This is a genomic window from Roseateles sp. DB2 (assembly GCF_051857535.1).
GTDB lineage: Bacteria > Pseudomonadota > Gammaproteobacteria > Burkholderiales > Burkholderiaceae_C > Roseateles_B.
Genome location: NZ_JBPZGY010000018.1, coordinates 52,325 through 68,538, shown reverse-complemented (window position 1 = coordinate 68,538; position 16,214 = coordinate 52,325). Strand labels below are relative to the sequence as shown.

The 16,214-nt window shown below is 64.8% G+C and carries 17 protein-coding genes and 1 pseudogene; 1 reads left to right on the top strand and 17 read right to left on the bottom strand.

Translation table 11 applies throughout. The features are described from left to right. Positions 1–3 precede the first annotated feature (3 nt). The 17 genes and pseudogenes from ACS5PK_RS20325 to recA all read right to left on the bottom strand — a co-directional run bounded on the left by ACS5PK_RS20325 (position 4) and on the right by recA (position 15,313). A complete protein-coding gene (locus ACS5PK_RS20325) occupies positions 4–1,161 on the bottom strand; it encodes a DegT/DnrJ/EryC1/StrS family aminotransferase (RefSeq protein ID WP_439442089.1) in 1,158 nt (385 codons plus the stop codon). Between the two features lie 67 nt (positions 1,162–1,228). After that, positions 1,229–2,086 carry a glycosyltransferase family 2 protein gene (locus ACS5PK_RS20320; protein ID WP_439442088.1) on the bottom strand — a complete coding sequence of 286 codons (858 nt, stop codon included), beginning with the start codon at positions 2,084–2,086 and terminating at the stop codon, positions 1,229–1,231. A gap of 50 nt (positions 2,087–2,136) precedes the next feature. Further along, on the bottom strand, positions 2,137–3,960 hold the full coding sequence (locus tag ACS5PK_RS20315) for a hypothetical protein (protein ID WP_439442087.1): 1,824 nt from the start codon (positions 3,958–3,960) through the stop codon (positions 2,137–2,139). A gap of 2 nt (positions 3,961–3,962) precedes the next feature. Then, entirely contained in the window at positions 3,963–4,451 is a 489-nt protein-coding gene (locus ACS5PK_RS20310; RefSeq protein WP_439442086.1) for a pilin, read from the bottom strand. A 31-nt stretch (positions 4,452–4,482) separates the two neighbouring features. Then, positions 4,483–4,893, bottom strand: coding sequence for a pilin (locus tag ACS5PK_RS20305; protein ID WP_439442085.1), 411 nt, complete (start codon positions 4,891–4,893; stop codon positions 4,483–4,485). A 253-nt stretch (positions 4,894–5,146) separates the two neighbouring features. Beyond that, complete coding sequence (locus tag ACS5PK_RS20300) at positions 5,147–5,923, bottom strand: MBL fold metallo-hydrolase (protein WP_439442084.1); 777 nt, start codon at positions 5,921–5,923, stop codon at positions 5,147–5,149. A 212-nt stretch (positions 5,924–6,135) separates the two neighbouring features. After that, entirely contained in the window at positions 6,136–6,789 is a 654-nt protein-coding gene (locus tag ACS5PK_RS20295; RefSeq protein ID WP_269630813.1) for an FHA domain-containing protein, read from the bottom strand. 79 nt (positions 6,790–6,868) lie between these two features. Further along, the gene (locus ACS5PK_RS20290) at positions 6,869–7,657 is read right to left on the bottom strand and encodes a Stp1/IreP family PP2C-type Ser/Thr phosphatase (protein WP_439442083.1); all 789 of its coding nucleotides are present in this window, start codon (positions 7,655–7,657) and stop codon (positions 6,869–6,871) included. Next, positions 7,654–8,727, bottom strand: coding sequence for a serine/threonine-protein kinase (locus ACS5PK_RS20285; RefSeq protein ID WP_439442082.1), 1,074 nt, complete (start codon positions 8,725–8,727; stop codon positions 7,654–7,656). The genes ACS5PK_RS20290 and ACS5PK_RS20285 overlap by 4 nt, the downstream gene beginning before the upstream one ends. 9 nt (positions 8,728–8,736) lie before the next feature. Beyond that, a complete protein-coding gene (locus ACS5PK_RS20280) occupies positions 8,737–9,453 on the bottom strand; it encodes a TerC family protein (RefSeq protein ID WP_439442081.1) in 717 nt (238 codons plus the stop codon). Between the two features lie 220 nt (positions 9,454–9,673). Continuing rightward, positions 9,674–10,567, bottom strand: a complete 894-nt coding sequence (sucD, locus tag ACS5PK_RS20275; protein ID WP_439442080.1) for a succinate--CoA ligase subunit alpha — start codon at positions 10,565–10,567, stop codon at positions 9,674–9,676. A gap of 20 nt (positions 10,568–10,587) precedes the next feature. After that, positions 10,588–11,748: an ADP-forming succinate--CoA ligase subunit beta gene (gene sucC, locus ACS5PK_RS20270; protein WP_439442079.1), complete on the bottom strand. Its 1,161-nt coding sequence runs from the start codon at positions 11,746–11,748 to the stop codon at positions 10,588–10,590. A gap of 24 nt (positions 11,749–11,772) precedes the next feature. Then, the gene (locus ACS5PK_RS20265; protein WP_439442078.1) at positions 11,773–12,363 is read right to left on the bottom strand and encodes a DUF2889 domain-containing protein; all 591 of its coding nucleotides are present in this window, start codon (positions 12,361–12,363) and stop codon (positions 11,773–11,775) included. Positions 12,364–12,636: 273 nt separating this feature from the next. Further along, positions 12,637–12,999, bottom strand: a complete 363-nt coding sequence (locus ACS5PK_RS20260) for a RecX family transcriptional regulator (protein WP_439442110.1) — start codon at positions 12,997–12,999, stop codon at positions 12,637–12,639. Between the two features lie 414 nt (positions 13,000–13,413). Beyond that, positions 13,414–13,524 (bottom strand): annotated as a pseudogene (locus ACS5PK_RS20255) (recombination regulator RecX); the annotation flags it as partial. A gap of 48 nt (positions 13,525–13,572) precedes the next feature. After that, a complete protein-coding gene (locus ACS5PK_RS20250) occupies positions 13,573–14,082 on the bottom strand; it encodes a nuclear transport factor 2 family protein (RefSeq protein ID WP_439442077.1) in 510 nt (169 codons plus the stop codon). A 178-nt stretch (positions 14,083–14,260) separates the two neighbouring features. Beyond that, positions 14,261–15,313, bottom strand: coding sequence for a recombinase RecA (recA, locus tag ACS5PK_RS20245; RefSeq protein ID WP_439442076.1), 1,053 nt, complete (start codon positions 15,311–15,313; stop codon positions 14,261–14,263). Positions 15,314–15,483: 170 nt separating this feature from the next. On the opposite strand from recA, the gene ACS5PK_RS20240 reads away from it, so the two are divergent. Beyond that, the gene (locus ACS5PK_RS20240; protein ID WP_439442075.1) at positions 15,484–16,155 is read left to right on the top strand and encodes a response regulator; all 672 of its coding nucleotides are present in this window, start codon (positions 15,484–15,486) and stop codon (positions 16,153–16,155) included. The last annotated feature ends 59 nt before the right edge of the window (positions 16,156–16,214 follow it).

Genomic DNA, 16,214 nt, shown 5'->3' with positions numbered 1-16,214 from the left:
GTCTCAGCCCAGCAGGCTGCGCACCGCATCGATGATGCGCTCGACATCCTCGTCACTCAGCTTGGCTGACAGGGGCAGGCTGACCGTCTGCCGCCCGATGGCCATGGCGTGCGGCCATTGCTCAGGGCGCCAACCGAAGCGCTCCTGGTAGTACGGATGCTCGGGAATGGACAGGTAGTGCACACCGGTGCCGATGCCAGCGGCGTTCATCGCATCCAGGAACTCGTCGCGCGAGAGACGGCAGCGCGCCGCGTCGATCAGGAGGGTGAACAGATGATAGCCATGGCGCGTATCCGGCTCCGGCGCCGCAGGCAGGCCCACGGGCAGATCCGCGAAAGCGGCCATATAGCGCGACCAGAGGACCTGCCTGCGTTCCCAGTTGGCTTCGACCCGCGCCAGCTGATGGATGCCCAGGGCGGCCTGGATGTCCATCATGTTGTACTTGAAGCCGCACTCGACGACCTGGTAATGACGGTAGCCCTTGTCGCCAAAGCGGTGCCAGGCGTCCTTGCTCATGCCGTGCAGGGCCAGGACCTTTGCCCGGGCGATTTGCTCGGCATTGCCGCCCAGAATCATCCCGCCCTCGCCCGTGATCACGTTCTTGGTCACGTAGAAGCTGAAGCAGCCAAAGTCACCATGGGTACCGGCCTTTCGACCGTGGTACTCGGTCTCGATGGCATGGGCGCAGTCCTCGATCAGCACCAGCTTGTGCTTGCGGGCGATCGCAAGGATGGGGTCCATGTCGCAGGACCGCCCGGCGAAGTGCACCGGCAGGATGGCCGCCGTGCGCGGTGTGATCGCGGCCTCGATGGCGGCAGGGTCGATGTTCATGGTCACCGGGTCCACATCGGCCAGCACGGGTGTCAGACCCGCATGGATGATGGCGTTGACCGTGGCGCAGAAGGTCAGCGGCGTGGTGATGACCTCCGAGCCCGGCGGCAGCCTGGCCGCCACCATGCTCACGTGCAGGGCTGCTGTGCAGGAGTTGACCGCGGCCACCTGGTTGGCGGGCACGTCCTTGTAGCGGGCGAAGTCCTGCTCAAACTGGGCCACGCGCGGCCCGGTGCCCAGCCAGCCGGACTGCAGGCAGGCGTTGAGTTCGGTGATCTCCTCCTCGCCGATGGCAGGAGATCCGAATACGAGGAATTTCTTGGAGTCCATGGTCAGCGCCCTATCGATTGAGCATTCGATTCGTTCAGACGTCCGCAGAAGCGGCAGCGCGCGGGATTCAGTCCCGCCCGCGATACATGAGCGCAGTGATCTGCTCCGAGATCAGGCCCATCAGGAACACCATCACGCTGCCCGAGTACAGCAGGGCGCTCATGTTGGTGAAGCGCCCGTGATGCGCCCAGGTCCAGCCGTACCAGAAGGAGGCCAGCGAGAACAGCAGCAGCGCGATCGGCGCGAAGATCTTCAGCGGCGAAAACAGGGTGCCGATCTTGAAGATGATCAGCAGGAAGCGGGCCCCGTCGCGCAACAGGCGGATGTGGCTCTGGCCAATGCGCTTGCTGGCGTGGATGGGCACATAGGCCACCGAATAGCCGGCCCGGAAGAAGGCCATGGTGCTGGTCGTCGGGTAGGAAAAGCCATTGGGCAGCAGGTAGAGAAACTCGCGGAACTTGTCCGCGCGGACGGCTCGGAAGCCAGAGGTCAGGTCCTCCACCCGATGGCCGGTCATCCAGCTGGCGAGGCGGTTGTAGAAGCCATTGGCCAGCCCACGGCCCAGGCTGGCCTGCGAGCCCTTCTGGCGCGCGCCGACGACGAGGTCATGGCCGGACTCGATGAGCGCGAGCAGACGGGGGATGTCCGCAGGATCATGCTGGCCGTCAGCGTCCATGAACACGATCACCTCGCCGCTGGCCACCCGGGCGCCCGTCTTGATCGCGGCACCGTTGCCCTTGGTGTAGGGGTGGCTCAGCACGAGAGCGCCGGCGGCGGTGGCCACGTCGGCCGTGGCGTCGCCCGAGCCGTCGTTGACCACCAGCACCTCGGCCTCAGGCAGCAGCTCGCGCAGGCGGGCCACCGTCGTGCCGACGGCGCCAGCTTCGTTCTTCGCTGGCAATACGACGCTGAGGCGGGTCATCATGGGGCACACAAGGCATCCAGTACATCAAGGGGCAGCCTGCCCGAGTGGCTTCAACCTGCGCGATCCTTGCGCAGGCGATCCGCCCATTCTTTCATGCCGTGCTCGGTAAGGTCACGCAGCACACCCTCAATCAACGGATCTCCTGGGGCCGCCCGGCGCAATGCCTTTTGATAGTAGGCATAGGCCTTCTCTGGCTCAGGCGACTGATACAGCACATAGTTCGCCAGGTTGGCAAGCTCGACAGGCTTCAGGTCGAGCCTCGACTCGAACGCCGCAATGACCCGCACCATCGCCCTCGCGTCCAGCGCCACACCGTTGTTGATGTTGACGATCATCGTCCACACGAGGTCCCGCACCTCCGGAGCGAGCGCTTCCGTACGTAGTTTCTTCTCGAGGCCAGCCCAGTCCTCTTGGGTCGGCGCTCCCTGAAGGGTTCTGAGCGTGATGAGGTCCGCCAGGGGCATGATGGCGCCGGGCAGTTCCGCCGCGTGCTGGCAGCTCTGGATGGCCATGCTGAAGAATGGGTGCGCCGTCTCGCCGCCGCTGCGATGGAAGTAGGTCTTGCACAGCAGCTGCCAGGCCCGTGGCGAGGTGGGAGCCCATTCGGCCCCCTGGAGCGCGAACTGAAGCGGCGAGCCCCATACACTGGCGCGGATGAACGTCAGCAGCGCGAGCACCACCAGCACGGCGCCGGTAACGATCGTGGCCACGCCACGCGAGGGCTTAAAGCGGGTCACGAACCAATACCCCAGGTCGGCAACCGCCAAGAGTATGCCGATCAGGGGGAAATGGTTGCGGTGCTCGAAGGCCAGCTCCAGATTGAGCACATTGCTCGTCATGAAGTGCCCCATCAGGAAGAGCAGGATGCCTGTCGAGAACAGAGGGCGGCGCGTTCTCCAGCGCCAGGCCCAGACGGCCAGCGCGGCCAGCACGACCAGGGATGCCAGGGTACCAGGCGGATCAAGTAGGCCTCGCGATGGCTCCAGGTCGTCGTAGTAGAAGGGCAAGCGCTGCGGCAGGGGCAGCGCAATCTGCCCCAAATACATCACCAGCACCCTTGCCTGCGTGAGCAGCCGCTCCAGGCTCGAGAAGTTGCGCCACGGATAGGGCTCGGCGGTCCAGTAGTACGGTACTACCAACAGGAGATAAACCGCGACGCCCAGGCTGACGAGCGCTAGATAGACCTGCCACAGGCGGCGGCTCGGCGAGCCATCGCCCGAGCGGAACCCGAGCAACGTCAGCTCAAGGATCCAGGTGAATCCCGGCAGCAGCAGGACATCTTCCTTGCAGGCGAAGCCGAGCAGGCCCAGGAGCGCGAAGAGTGCCCAGCGCCAGTAGGGCACGCTGCGGCTTCCCGTCGAAGCCGTACGAGCGGCCACATAAGCCCACAGGGCCAGGATCAGGAACAATGTGCTCAGCGTCTGCATGCGCTGAACGACATAGAGCACCGCCGAGACCTGGATGGGATGAATGCCCCACGCCAGCGCCAGGCCCAGCGCGACGATGTCCGCCTGACGTGCGGGCCAGCCGGCAATGCGCAGCAGCTGCCGCACCAGCCCAACAAGGGCGAGGACGGTCAGGCCATGGATGATGAGATTGGTCTGCTTGAACACCGCCGCGACGGAGCCTCCCGCACGCCAGTAGTCCAGCGCGAAGCTCAGCATTGCCAACGGGCGCGAGCCATGGCCCGGCTGGTAGCTAAAGCTGGCCGCCCAGATCGACTCCGGACTCAGCACACTGAGGTGGACCCGGGTGTTGTCGACGATGTTCGATAGATCGTCAAAGACAAACTCGCCGCCCCGTCCGGGCATGAGCAGACACACCGCCAGCGCTGCCGTGAGGCAGGCCAGCAAGTAGATTGCAGAACGTTGCATACCTAGAGTGCTTCGCAGCCGGCGGGCTTGTAGAACTTCGCGTCGGTGTTGGACTTGCAGACCCAGACCCCACTCGAGTTGCGGCTGAACTGCACCTTCTTGCCTGCCACCTTGGGTGTACCGGCGATGGTGCACACGACAGCGGGATCTGCCTTGCCATCTGCATCCGGTGCCGAGACTGTGACCGAAGAGCAGTTGGGCGTGCTGCTGTGCAGACCAAGGTTGGCAACAACGTATTCCCCGTCGGGCCGATGCTCGTTCAGCATGACCTCATAGGTCTGCAGGCCCGCCCGGATTTCACTCATGCCACCAGTCACGTTCGCCTTGCCTGCATAGTCGTGGTACATGGGCAGTGCGACGGCCGCCAGGATGCCAAGAATGGCCACAACGATCATGACCTCAATCAGGGTGAACCCCTCATGTCTACGCATGGCCACCTCCATCTGGGTCGTGGCAAATCGAAAAAAAACCCCGGCCATGCCGGGGTTCAAACAGGCTTGAGACAAGCTCAGGCCGAATGGGTTAGACCTTCGTGCAACCTTGCGGCACGTACTTGGCATCGGCGTTTGACGTGCAAGCCCAAGCACCAGTGGAACTCGTACGGGTGAGGACGACCGTCTTGCCAGCCACCTTGGGGTTGCCCTTCAGCGTGCAGGTAATGGTGCCGCCAACCGCGCCGGTGGTGGTAATGGCGCAACGAGCAGTGGAAGCCTGCAGACCAATCAGGGTCACGTCGGTGAAGCCAGACTGACCTTCGTTGATCTTGACTTCGTACTGCGTCTTGCCCGGGGTGATTTCGGCCAGGCCAGCGGTCACTTGCGACTTGGCCATGTAGTCCTGGTAAGCCGGCAGGGCGACGGCAGCCAGAATGCCGATGATCGCCACGACGATCATCAGTTCGATCAGGGTGAAACCTTGTTGGACGCGCTTCATAACGGACTCCTATGAGCAGAGTGAGGGGTTGGGACAGCCCCCCTGAATGCAGGGGTCGTGCCAGGCGGCCATTGTGCGGAACTGCGGGCAAAAGTCACGCTGGTAAGCCCTGGAACTGACCATTTTTGTCAGTCCTGCTGGCGCGATTGGTCGCCCCATCCAAGGGCTGACAAAAATGGTCAGCCTCAGAACGTTGCAGAAGGTAAGCAGCCGTCACCGGGAGGCTTGGGCTGGGTGGCCCGCGGTGCTGTCTTCACAGCTGCATCAGCTGTCCGGCATGCAGCGCCGAGACGCTGTGGCGCTTGTCCAGGGCATGGATGGCCAGCATCACGGCGTCGATTTCACCTGGCTTGATATGGGTGATGTAGACCTCGGCCGGCTGTGCCAGCTGGCGCAATTCCTGAGCCAGCGAACGTGGGCACAAATGCTGTGAAATGCGCGCCAATTCGCACTCATCGTCACCGAACGCCGTCTCGATCACCAATTGCGCCACCTTGATCTCGGCCAGGCGGGCCCAGAGCGCGGGATTGGGGCCGGTATCGCCGGTGAAGACCCAGTGCCCCGCCTCGCCGGCCTCCACGGCAAAACCGCAGGCAGGAACCGTGTGAGAAGCGCTGAGCACTTCAATCTGGCGGCTGCCAAAAGCGAGGCGCTCGCCCACAGCCAGCGGCCGGAACTGCAGGGCCGGGCGGTCCGGCTGGGGAAGCCGGGTGAAGTCGGGCCAGATCACACCGTTGAAGAGATGCTGGCGCAATGCCGCCAGAGTCTCGGGCAGGGCATGGACCTGGATGGGCGGCCGGCCAGCCTGCATGCGCAGTCGCATCACGGAATCCGCCAGCAGGGGAATGCCCAGCACATGGTCCAGGTGCGCATGCGTGACCAGGATGTGGTCGATGCGCGCCAGGGCGGCCAGTTCCAGGTCGCCCACACCCGTGCCCGCGTCGATCAGGACGTCATCATCGAGCAGGAAGGCGGTGGTCTTGTAGCCGGCGGCAATGGAGCCGGAACAACCCAGGACGCGGATGTTCATGAAAAACTCAAGGCTGGGGGCGCGTGGCGCACCTGTCGCTGCGGGAGCAGCCGGGGCCGCCACGGAATCGGGTGCAGGCAATGTACGCCGGCCCCTACGGCGTGGGTAGCGCCGAAGTCCCGATTCAGCTGGCTAATTGGACGGGTGACGATTGCAGTCGCCCGGGGCGTGAACTCTGCACGGCGCCCCTTTCGCGCCAGGAAGGCCCCTGATCAGGCCTGCAGGAACTGCATCTGCGTGCCGGCCAGCTCGATCACATCGCCGCTCTTGAGCGCGATGGATTCGCCCACCAAGGGGCTGCCATTGATCGTGGGGCGAGACTGACCTTCCACATGGGCCAGCACATAGCCGCTGGGACGCTTGGTGATGGACGCGACCTGCACGCCCGGCTTGCCGACCGTCGTGACAACCTTGGTCAGGCTGACTTCACGGCCAGCCGCAGCGCCGTTGAGCACCTTGATCGAGGCCGGGTTGGTATTGGCCGCCGTGGGCATGCTGCCGAAGCCCGAAGGCAGTCCGAAGCCGGTCGGCGACGTGGCCCCGGGCTTCAGGATCATGGTCTTTTCGTAGTCGGCGTTTTCCTCGACCAAGTAGCGGATCTTGTACTTGCCCACTTCCACCACATCGTTGTTGGCCAGCAGCTGCTTCTTGATGGCCTTACCGTTGATGTAGGTGCCGTTGGTGGAGTTGAGGTCCTCGATGAAGACATCCGCACCCACCATCTGCAGCACGGCATGCTCGCCGCTGACCGCCAGGTTGTCGATCACGATGTCGTTGTAGGGGCGCCGACCGAGCGTGGTCTTGTCCTTGGTGATCTGCACTTCCTTGATCACCACGCCGTCGAGCGAAACCACCAGCTTGCCCATTGTTGACCTCAAATCTTGTTGCTTCTCTGTCGAAGCCTGCTGCACTGTCTCTTGTGCCTGTTGCCGGGTAAGCAGCTACTCACTTGCGTCCGAAAGGCCACCAGGGCCTTGTACCGGACTTGGAGCGCCCCTCAGCCCTTGCCAGGACGATCGCAATATTATCCTTGCCGCCCATGTCATTGGCCGCGTCAATGAGGGACAGGGTCGTTTCGGACAACGAGGCATTGCGAAGCAGCAACTGTGCCAGGGCGGCCTCATCCAGCATGTCTGACAGGCCGTCGGAACACATGAGGAAGAGGTCACCGGGCTGGACTTCATGCTCATGCAACTCCAGCAACACCGTGTCCTCCACGCCAACGGCGCGGGTCACCAAGTTCTTGTTGCTGGAGAAAACCGCCTCCTCGGGCGTCAGCAGGCCCGCATCCAGCTGCTCCTGGAGCAGGGAATGATCGCGGGTGAGCTGGGTCAGTTGGCCACCACGCAGGCGGTAGGCGCGGGAGTCCCCAACATGGCCCAGCAGCAGGGTGTCCTCCCGGAACACTGACAGCACAAGCGTGGTGCCCATGCCTGCATAGCGGGGGTTGGTGTTGGCGGCATTGAAAATGGCGCGGTTGGCGTTGTCCACGCAGATGTCCATGGCGCGCTTGACGTCCTGGACCGTGGCGCTGGCGCCACCTTCCCTCAGCCAGCGGCCCAGCTCGGACTTGATGAAGCTGGTGAGCATCTGGCTGGCCACCTCGCCCGCGTTGTAGCCGCCCATGCCGTCCGCCAGCACGGCCAGGTGGGCCGCTTCGTCCACGGCGACCGAATCCTCGTTGTTGTCACGGGCTCGGCCGACGTCGGTCGCGCTGAAGAACTCCAGACTCATGCTTGGGAATCTTTCGGTGGCTGGGAGGCGGAATTCTGCACCGGATCCTGGCCACTGAGGCGCAGTGTTTGTGCGAATGCCCCGGCTGCTGCCGGGGCTTCCTGGCCTGGCAAGGGGGGAGCTGGCTCTGCCGGCAGCTGCGTGAGCACCGCCTCGAGGTCCTGCGCGAACTGCTCGCCATTGGCATAACGCAGCTCCGGACGCTTCTCCAGCGCCAGGGCCAGCACCAGGGCCAGGGCCTCTGGCAGGTCGGGGCGGAAGTTGCGAACGTCGGGCGGCGCCTCGTTGGCGATGCGGTACATCAGCTTGGCCATGGATTCTGCCTGGTGCGGCAACTGCCCGGTCAGCATCTGGAACAACAGGACACCCAGGGAGTAGAGATCGCTGCGGCCGTCCACGTGCAGGCCGGCCAGCTGCTCGGGCGACATGAAGGAAGGCGTACCCAGGACCAGGCCGGTCCGGGTACGGCTGCCATCGGCGATGCGCGCGATGCCGAAGTCCATCAGCTTCACGCTGTGGCTGACGCGGTCCAGCATGATGTTGGCCGGCTTGATGTCGCGATGCACGACGCCGTGGCTGTGGGCGTAATGCAGCGCCCGTGCCAGGCGGACCACGAGCTGCAGCACTTCGGCCACCGGCAGCAGCTCGCCAGGTCGGGTGAAGTGGCTGAGGTCGCGGCCCAGCACGTATTCCATGGCGATCCAGGTATCGCCGTCAGCCTCGCCGGCATCCAGCACGCGCAGGATGTCCGGGTGCTGCAGATGTGCGGCTGCCCGAGCCTCGCGCATGAAGCGCGCGCGCACATCGGCCAGGTCCTCCTGGGAAAATTCGCGCTGCAGGGCCAAACGCTTGATCGCGATCTGCTGCCCTGTGCCGCGATCCGTGGCCTTGTAGACGACGGCCATGGCGCCTCGACCGATCTCGTCTCCCAGCACATAGCGCCTGCTGAGGTGCAGGGACGGCTGCGGCATCTCCTGCGGGGCGGCTGGCTCAGGCGCCAGTGGCGCAGCATCCTGGGCCGGGGCCTTGCCCCGCCCTAGCCACTTGCGCAGAAAGCCGCCTGTGCCCATGGGAAGGCCTCAGTGGCTCGCCGGCGCGGCGCGCATGGCCATCAGCCGGCCGACCACCAGCACCGCCAGGGCACCGAGCACGCCGGAGCTGTAGTGCCACAGGGACGGCGCGGCAGACTGGCCGGGCACCAGGCGCTCCAGCACTGCGGGGTCGCTCAGCGCCATGGTGCCTGCGATCCAGCCCAGCAGCATGCCGCCCAGGGTGATGATGAGGGGAAAGCGGTCCATCAGCTTGATCACCAACTGGCTGCCCCAGACGATGATGGGAATGGATACCAGCAGGCCGAAGATGACCAGGGGCATCTGGTGCCCGCTGCCGGCACCTTCGGCGGCGCCAGCGATGGCGATGACGTTGTCCACGCTCATCACCAGGTCCGCCAGGATCACGGTCTTCACCGCAGCCCAGAGCTTGTCACTGGCCTGGATGTTGCCGTGCTCGTCTTCATCCTCCGGCACCAGCAGCTTGATGCCGATCCACAGCAGCAGGGCCGCCCCCACCAGCTTCAGGTAGGGCAGCTTGAGCAGGGTCAGCGCAAAGAAGATCAGCACCACGCGCAGCACGATGGCACCGATGGTGCCCCAGATGATGCCCTTGGTCCGCTGCGCATCCGGCAGCTTGCGGCAGGCCAGGGCGATCACAACGGCGTTGTCCCCGCCCAGCAGGATGTCGATCATGATGATCTGACCGACGGCCAGCCAGAACTCGGGGCTTGTGAGCATGTCCATGTGCGCGAGGAATTGAGAGGTGGGGCCGCAAGCTAGACCAGTCTACGGGGTTTCACAGCCTGGTCCCAGGGCTTGCAGGCATCAAAAGCGCCAAAAGGGCCGAAGCCCCTTTGACGTTGATACGTCAGGCCGGCGCGGCCTGACGGGATTGTCCAACGCCATCCTGGAACGGCAGCTGCGTGAAACCACGCAGCTGAGTCCGGTCTGGCGCGGATGTCGCTTACAGCAGCGATTTCAGGATGCGGCCCATCTCGGACGGGTTGCGGGTCACCTTGAAACCGCACTCTTCCATGATGGCCAGCTTGGCATCAGCCGTGTCAGCGCCACCGGAAATCAGTGCGCCAGCGTGGCCCATGCGCTTTCCGGGAGGGGCGGTGACGCCAGCGATGAAGCCGACGATGGGCTTCTTCATGTTGGCCTTGCACCAGCGGGCGGCCTCGGCCTCGTCGGGGCCGCCGATCTCGCCGATCATGATCACGGCGTCGGTGTCCGGATCGTCGTTGAAGGCCTTCATCACGTCGATGTGCTTCAGGCCATTGATAGGGTCGCCACCGATGCCCACAGCAGAGGACTGGCCGATGCCCAGTTCGGTCAGCTGAGCCACGGCTTCATAGGTCAGCGTGCCGGAGCGCGAGACCACGCCGATGCGGCCCTTGCGGTGGATGTGGCCGGGCATGATGCCGATCTTGATCTCTTCCGGGGTGATCAGACCGGGGCAGTTGGGGCCCAGCAGCAGGGTCTTCTTGCCGCCGGCGGCTTCCTTGGCCTTCATCTTGTTGCGCACTTCCAGCATGTCACGCACGGGAATGCCTTCGGTGATGCAGATGGCCAGGTCCAGGTCGGCCTCGACGGCTTCCCAGATGGCGGCAGCGGCACCTGCGGGCGGCACATAGATCACGGACACGGTGGCGCCGGTCTGGCTGGCCGCTTCCTTGACGGTGGCGTAGATGGGGATCTCGGAGAACTTCTCGCCCGCCTTCTTGGGGTTCACGCCGGCGACGAAGGCGTTCTTGCCGTTCGCGTAGGCCTGGCAGCCCAGGGTGTGGAATTGACCGGTCTTGCCCGTGATGCCCTGGGTGATGACCTTGGTGTCCTTGTTGATGTAGATGCTCATGGTTCTATTCCTTGCTGGGCTTAACGGACGGCAGCGACGATCTTGGTGGCTGCTTCAGCCATCGTGTCGGCGGCGATGATGGGCAGGCCGGATTCGGCCAGCATCTTCTTGCCCAGTTCTTCGTTGGTGCCCTTCATGCGGACGACCAGCGGCACGGACAGGTTCACGGCCTTGCAGGCGGTGATCACGCCTTCGGCGATGGTGTCGCACTTCATGATGCCGCCGAAGATGTTGACCAGGATGCCCTTGACCGACTTGTTCTTCAGCATGATCTTGAAGGCCTCGGTCACCTTCTCGGCCGTGGCGCCACCGCCCACGTCCAGGAAGTTGGCCGGCTCGCCGCCGAACAGCTTGATGGTGTCCATGGTGGCCATGGCCAGGCCGGCGCCGTTCACCAGGCAGCCGATGTTGCCGTCCAGGGAGATGTAGGCCAGGTCGAACTTGGAGGCCTCGACTTCAGCAGGATCCTCTTCGTCCAGATCACGGTAGGCCACGATCTCGGGATGACGGAACAGGGCGTTGGCGTCGAAGTTGAACTTGGCATCCAGGGCGATCAGGTTGCCCTTGGAGTCGCAGTTCAGCGGGTTGATTTCAACCAGCGACGCGTCAGTGTCCATGTAGCACTTGTACAGCTTGGCGAACAGGTCCACGGCCTGGTCCACCGAGTGGCCGGTCAGGCCGATCGCGGCAGCGATCTTCTTGCTCTGCTCGACGGTCAGGCCGGTCAGCGGGTCGATCATCTCGGTAATGATCTTTTCGGGGGTCGAGTGGGCGACCTCTTCGATGTCCATGCCGCCTTCGCTGGAGGCGATGAAGGCGACCTTCTGCGTGCCGCGGTCGGTGACCAGCGAGACGTACAGCTCATTCTTGATGTCGGCGCCGTCCTCGATGTAGAGGCGGCGGACCTTCTGACCTTCCGGACCGGTCTGGTGCGTGACCAGCTGCATGCCCAGGATCTTCTCAGACAGGGCCTTCACGTCGTCCAGGGTCTTGGCCACCTTCACGCCACCGCCCTTGCCACGGCCACCGGCGTGGATCTGGGCCTTGACCACCCAGACCGGACCGCCCAGCTTCTGGGCCGCTTCGACGGCTTCTTGCACGGTGAACGCGGGAATGCCGCGCGGCACCGGCACGCCGAACTGGCGCAGGATTTCCTTGCCCTGGTACTCGTGAATCTTCATGGGGAGGTCTCGCTTGATGGATAGTCAGGAAAGGTTGCCGTTACCGGCGGCAGGCGGGGTCACCGCCGTGCCGCGATACCAGCGAGGGTAATGAGTTTGCACCACGGCACCGTCGCTGCGAAGTGCGTGGCAGCGGTCGATCTGGAAGGGCGGCGTGCCATCTTCCGCACCTTCGCGCACATCCAGCACCACGCCCGCGAAGGCCTGGATCACCGCGGTGGGCAGGTGCTGGCAGAGCTCGGTCAGGTGGGTGCAGCCCTTGACGCCGGCCAGACGCTGCTTGACCGCGGCCCGGAAGCCCGTCATCAGGTTCAGGCCCACCAGTTGCCGGTAGGCGTCGCCGTGCTGGTCGCACTGGCCGGGGTAGGGCATCCAGCGGGTGCTGGAGGTGGCTGCCAGGATGTTCAGATGGCGGTCCACCACCAGCCACAGCACCATGTCGTGCACGGGCTCGCCGGCACGCCGGATGCCACCGGCCAGGGGGATGTCGCGGGTCTTGCTGTCTTGCAGTTCCGCCTCGACCTCGAACAGCCCGTCGGCGCGCGAATACACCTGCACGGCAATGGCGCGGCGATGCATCAGCTGACGCTCTGGACTGGAGGACAAGGAGGACATGGAACAGCGGCGGTGCAAGGGCGCAAAAAACGGCCCGCAGGCCTCGTCAGACCGGCGGGCGCGCTTGCGCAGGGCGCCAATGTAGCATGTTGCGCTGCACCAAGCCTGTCACGAGGCTGTCGCCGCGCCTCCTTTTGGTGCAACTTCCTTGCGATCCGTGCGCCAGTCATGGGCAGTACAGCAGCGGTCACTCCTGGGGAAATCCAGGCATGGCTGACGTCCGCATCGAGCGAACGGCCACCCTGGCCTGCCGCTTCCTTCGCGGACAGGCGCTCAGTCGTCCTCTCCGCGCAGCAACCGTCGCACAACCTCCGATGAGAAGCCGCGCGCTGCCAGAAAGCGCATCTGCCGAGCGCGGCTGGCGGCGTCGGCGGGCGCCTTGCCACCGAACTTGCGCTGCCAGACTTCGCGGGCCCGATCCAGCTCGCTGTCCTTGAGACGGGCCTGCTGCTCCTCGTCCGGCGCCACGCCCAGTTGCCGCAATTCCTGCTGGATGCGCAGATTGCCGTAGCGCGAGGCCCGCGCATTGATGCGGGACTCCACCAACCGGGCCTCGCTGAGGTAGGACCGCTGCTGCAGCCATTGCAGCAGCAACTCGACTTCCTCAGCACGCGCCTGCCGGCCCTGCTCGTCCATCACGGCACTCATGGCCGCGGCGCTGGGCATGGCCGGCCGCGAACGAGCGGAGCGGCCGGAGGCAGGCCAACCAGCGCCGGCACCATCGTCGGTGCCATCAATTCCGGCAGCACGAATGCCGGCCCCCTGGCCGGCGCCACCGCCCCTCGGCGCGGGCTCGACCGGCCCCTGCAACTCGGCGTCCGCCCGCCATTCCGCCAGGAAGGCATCCAGCTCACCGTCATCCCAGTCTTCGTCCAGGTCAAAGCTGCCGACCCCACGCCGCACGGCGTGCTGTGGATCCGGGCGCTCCGCGTGGCGGTCACTGGGCGCCGATGCCGGCGTTCCCGACAGGGAATCGAGGAACGGGCGATGGCCGGATGGGGCGTCTGCTGCAGGCTCATGTGCGAGCTGCCAGGCCTGCAGATCCCGCAGTTCGGCCAGGCGCAGCAACTTGCGCCGCAACTCGGCCGCGCTGTGCTCGCGCTGCGCCAGCAGCGCAATGGCGCGCGCCTTCAGGCTGAGGGGGGAATTGCGAGTGGCCATGTGCACGTTCCGGCTCATCAGCCCTCTGCCAGGCTCTGCCAAGCGGCTTCAGTCCTGGCCAGGCAAGGGCTGCGCATCCAGGGGAAGGCCATGGCGCCGGTCCGCTGGCATGGCGGTGCGCCCGACCAGCGGTGCCAGGGGATCACGCCGCCAGGCGGGGGCAGGCTGGACATCGGACCAGTATTCATCGATCTGCTGGATCAGCCCGTCCCTGACATGGAAGTAGCTGTTGGCGTAGAAGCTGTGGCCCTCCTGGTCCACACGCACCAGGCTCAGCACGCGGCCGTCCCTGAGGGGCTGGACGTCCAGCAGATGGATGGCCCAGCCCTCGGGATACACGGCATTCACGTGGACAACTGCATCCGCGCCACGGAAGCGCTCCTGCGTAGCCCACCAGAGACATTCCGCATGAGGTGCCAGCAGGGCTTGAGCCTCCGCCCAGCGCCGGGCCTGGTAGAGCGCCCAGAAGCGCTGCACCAGGGCCTGGTTCTCCGTGAGGGACTGGGGGGCATCGTGCTGAACATGCATGGCCGGATAGGGCAAGGGCAAATCGGACAAGTCGATGGGCCATCGACCCGGAGGAAGCGTACCGGACGCTGCGATCCGGGGGGAATACCGCCTCTGGAGCAAGGCGGGTTCGGCGGGTTCGGCGGATTCGATGAGCTCAGCGGAAAAGACGAGCGATGCGAACAAAGCGAAGCAAGGCGGGTCAGGCGGACTGAGGGCCCGCCCGGGCTCACTCGGCGCCAGCCTCGACGCCGATCAGCGGAATGCCCAGGGAGTCGCGGATCTTGTTCTCGATCTCGATGGCCAGATCAGCGTTCTCGCGCAGGAACTCGCGGGCGTTGTCCTTGCCCTGGCCGATCTTCTCGCCACTGTAGGCGTACCAGGCACCGGACTTGTCCACCACCTTGGCGGCCACGCCCATGTCGATGATCTCACCCTCGCGGCTGATGCCCTCGCCATAGAGGATGTCGAACTCGGCGGTCTTGAAGGGCGGGGCGACCTTGTTCTTGACCACCTTGACCTTGGTCTCGGAACCAATGACTTCCTCGCCCTTCTTGATGGAGCCGATGCGGCGGATGTCCAGGCGCACCGAGGCGTAGAACTTCAGCGCATTGCCGCCGGTGGTGGTCTCGGGCGAGCCGAACATCACGCCGATCTTCATGCGGATCTGGTTGATGAAGATGACCGTGCAATTGGTCTTCTTGATGGTGGCGGTGAGCTTGCGCAGGGCCTGGCTCATCAGGCGAGCCTGCAGGCCGGGCAGGGCGTCGCCCATCTCACCTTCCAGTTCGGCCTTGGGAGTGAGTGCGGCCACCGAGTCCACGATGATCAGGTCCACGGAGCCCGAACGCACCAGGGCGTCCACGATTTCCAGGGCCTGTTCACCAGTGTCAGGCTGACTGATCAGCAGGTCCTGCAGATTCACACCCAGCTTCTGGGCGTACTGCACGTCCAGGGCGTGCTCGGCGTCGATGAAGGCACAGACGCCGCTGAGCTTCTGCATCTCAGCAATGACCTGCAGGGTCAGGGTGGTCTTGCCGGAGGATTCCGGGCCGTAGATCTCGATCACCCGGCCGCGCGGCAGGCCGCCGACACCCAGGGCAATGTCCAGGCCCAGGGAGCCGGTGGAGACGACCTGGATGTCCTCGATCTTCTCGCCCTCGCCGAGGCGCATGATGGAGCCCTTGCCGAACTGCTTTTCGATCTGGGCGAGGGCGGCCTGCAGGGCCTTGGCTTTTTCGGTGTTGACGGCGGGGTTTGCAGACTTGGCGGGGGCGTCCATTGATTGCTCCTTTGAGTGCACGCATTATGGCCGAATCTGTATGTTTGTACAGTAGTTCCAGTATCCACTGCTGACACGCGCTGGCAGGAGTGCGCAACCGATTTCAGTCCCTAGAATGGAGGAAAGCTGTCGCTCATGCCATCCAGGCGACAAAGGCCAAGGAGACACCGATGCGCATCCTGATCGCGGAAGATGACCAAGTGCTGGCCGATGGCCTGTTGCGCGCCCTGCGCTCCAGCGGCTACGCGGTAGACCAGGTCTCGACCGGCACCGAAGCCGATGCGGCCCTGGCCTCCCATGAATTCGACCTGGTCATCCTGGACCTGGGCCTGCCCCGCCTTCACGGCCTGGAGGTGCTGCGCAAGCTGCGCGGCCGTGGCGCCACCATGCCGGTATTGATCCTCACGGCGGCTGACAGCGTGGAGCAGCGCGTCAAGGGTCTGGACCTGGGTGCGGACGACTACATGGCCAAGCCCTTCTCGCTGCAGGAACTGGAAGCCCGCGTGCGCGCCCTCACCCGCCGGGGCCTGGGCACGGCGTCCAGCATCATCAAGCACGGCCCACTGTCCTTTGATGCCACTGGCCGCGTGGCCTACATCAACGAGCAGATGGTGGAGCTCTCGGCCCGCGAGCTCTCACTGCTGGAAGTGCTGCTGCAGCGCGCCGGCCGTCTGGTCAGCAAGGACCAACTGGTGGAACGCCTGTGCGAATGGGGCGAGGAAGTCAGCAACAACGCCATCGAGGTCTACATCCACCGCCTGCGCAAGAAGATCGAGCAGGGCCCCATTCGCATCGCCACCGTGCGCGGCCTGGGCTACTGCCTGGAAAAGATCCCCGGCTGAATGCGCCGCAGCTTCGCCAGGCCCCTGAACCCCGTGCGGGGTCAGGTCTTGCCTTTCCC

Coding starts and splice junctions, on each gene's coding strand:
- ACS5PK_RS20325 (WP_439442089.1), bottom strand. CDS start 1,161: ATGGACTCCAAGAAATTCCTCGTATTCGGATCTCCTGCCATCGGCGAG.
- ACS5PK_RS20320 (WP_439442088.1), bottom strand. CDS start 2,086: ATGATGACCCGCCTCAGCGTCGTATTGCCAGCGAAGAACGAAGCTGGC.
- ACS5PK_RS20315 (WP_439442087.1), bottom strand. CDS start 3,960: ATGCAACGTTCTGCAATCTACTTGCTGGCCTGCCTCACGGCAGCGCTG.
- ACS5PK_RS20305 (WP_439442085.1), bottom strand. CDS start 4,893: ATGAAGCGCGTCCAACAAGGTTTCACCCTGATCGAACTGATGATCGTC.
- ACS5PK_RS20300 (WP_439442084.1), bottom strand. CDS start 5,923: ATGAACATCCGCGTCCTGGGTTGTTCCGGCTCCATTGCCGCCGGCTAC.
- ACS5PK_RS20295 (WP_269630813.1), bottom strand. CDS start 6,789: ATGGGCAAGCTGGTGGTTTCGCTCGACGGCGTGGTGATCAAGGAAGTG.
- ACS5PK_RS20290 (WP_439442083.1), bottom strand. CDS start 7,657: ATGAGTCTGGAGTTCTTCAGCGCGACCGACGTCGGCCGAGCCCGTGAC.
- ACS5PK_RS20285 (WP_439442082.1), bottom strand. CDS start 8,727: ATGGGCACAGGCGGCTTTCTGCGCAAGTGGCTAGGGCGGGGCAAGGCC.
- ACS5PK_RS20280 (WP_439442081.1), bottom strand. CDS start 9,453: ATGGACATGCTCACAAGCCCCGAGTTCTGGCTGGCCGTCGGTCAGATC.
- sucD (WP_439442080.1), bottom strand. CDS start 10,567: ATGAGCATCTACATCAACAAGGACACCAAGGTCATCACCCAGGGCATC.
- sucC (WP_439442079.1), bottom strand. CDS start 11,748: ATGAAGATTCACGAGTACCAGGGCAAGGAAATCCTGCGCCAGTTCGGC.
- ACS5PK_RS20265 (WP_439442078.1), bottom strand. CDS start 12,363: ATGTCCTCCTTGTCCTCCAGTCCAGAGCGTCAGCTGATGCATCGCCGC.
- ACS5PK_RS20260 (WP_439442110.1), bottom strand. CDS start 12,999: ATGGACGAGCAGGGCCGGCAGGCGCGTGCTGAGGAAGTCGAGTTGCTG.
- recA (WP_439442076.1), bottom strand. CDS start 15,313: ATGGACGCCCCCGCCAAGTCTGCAAACCCCGCCGTCAACACCGAAAAA.
- ACS5PK_RS20240 (WP_439442075.1), top strand. CDS start 15,484: ATGCGCATCCTGATCGCGGAAGATGACCAAGTGCTGGCCGATGGCCTG.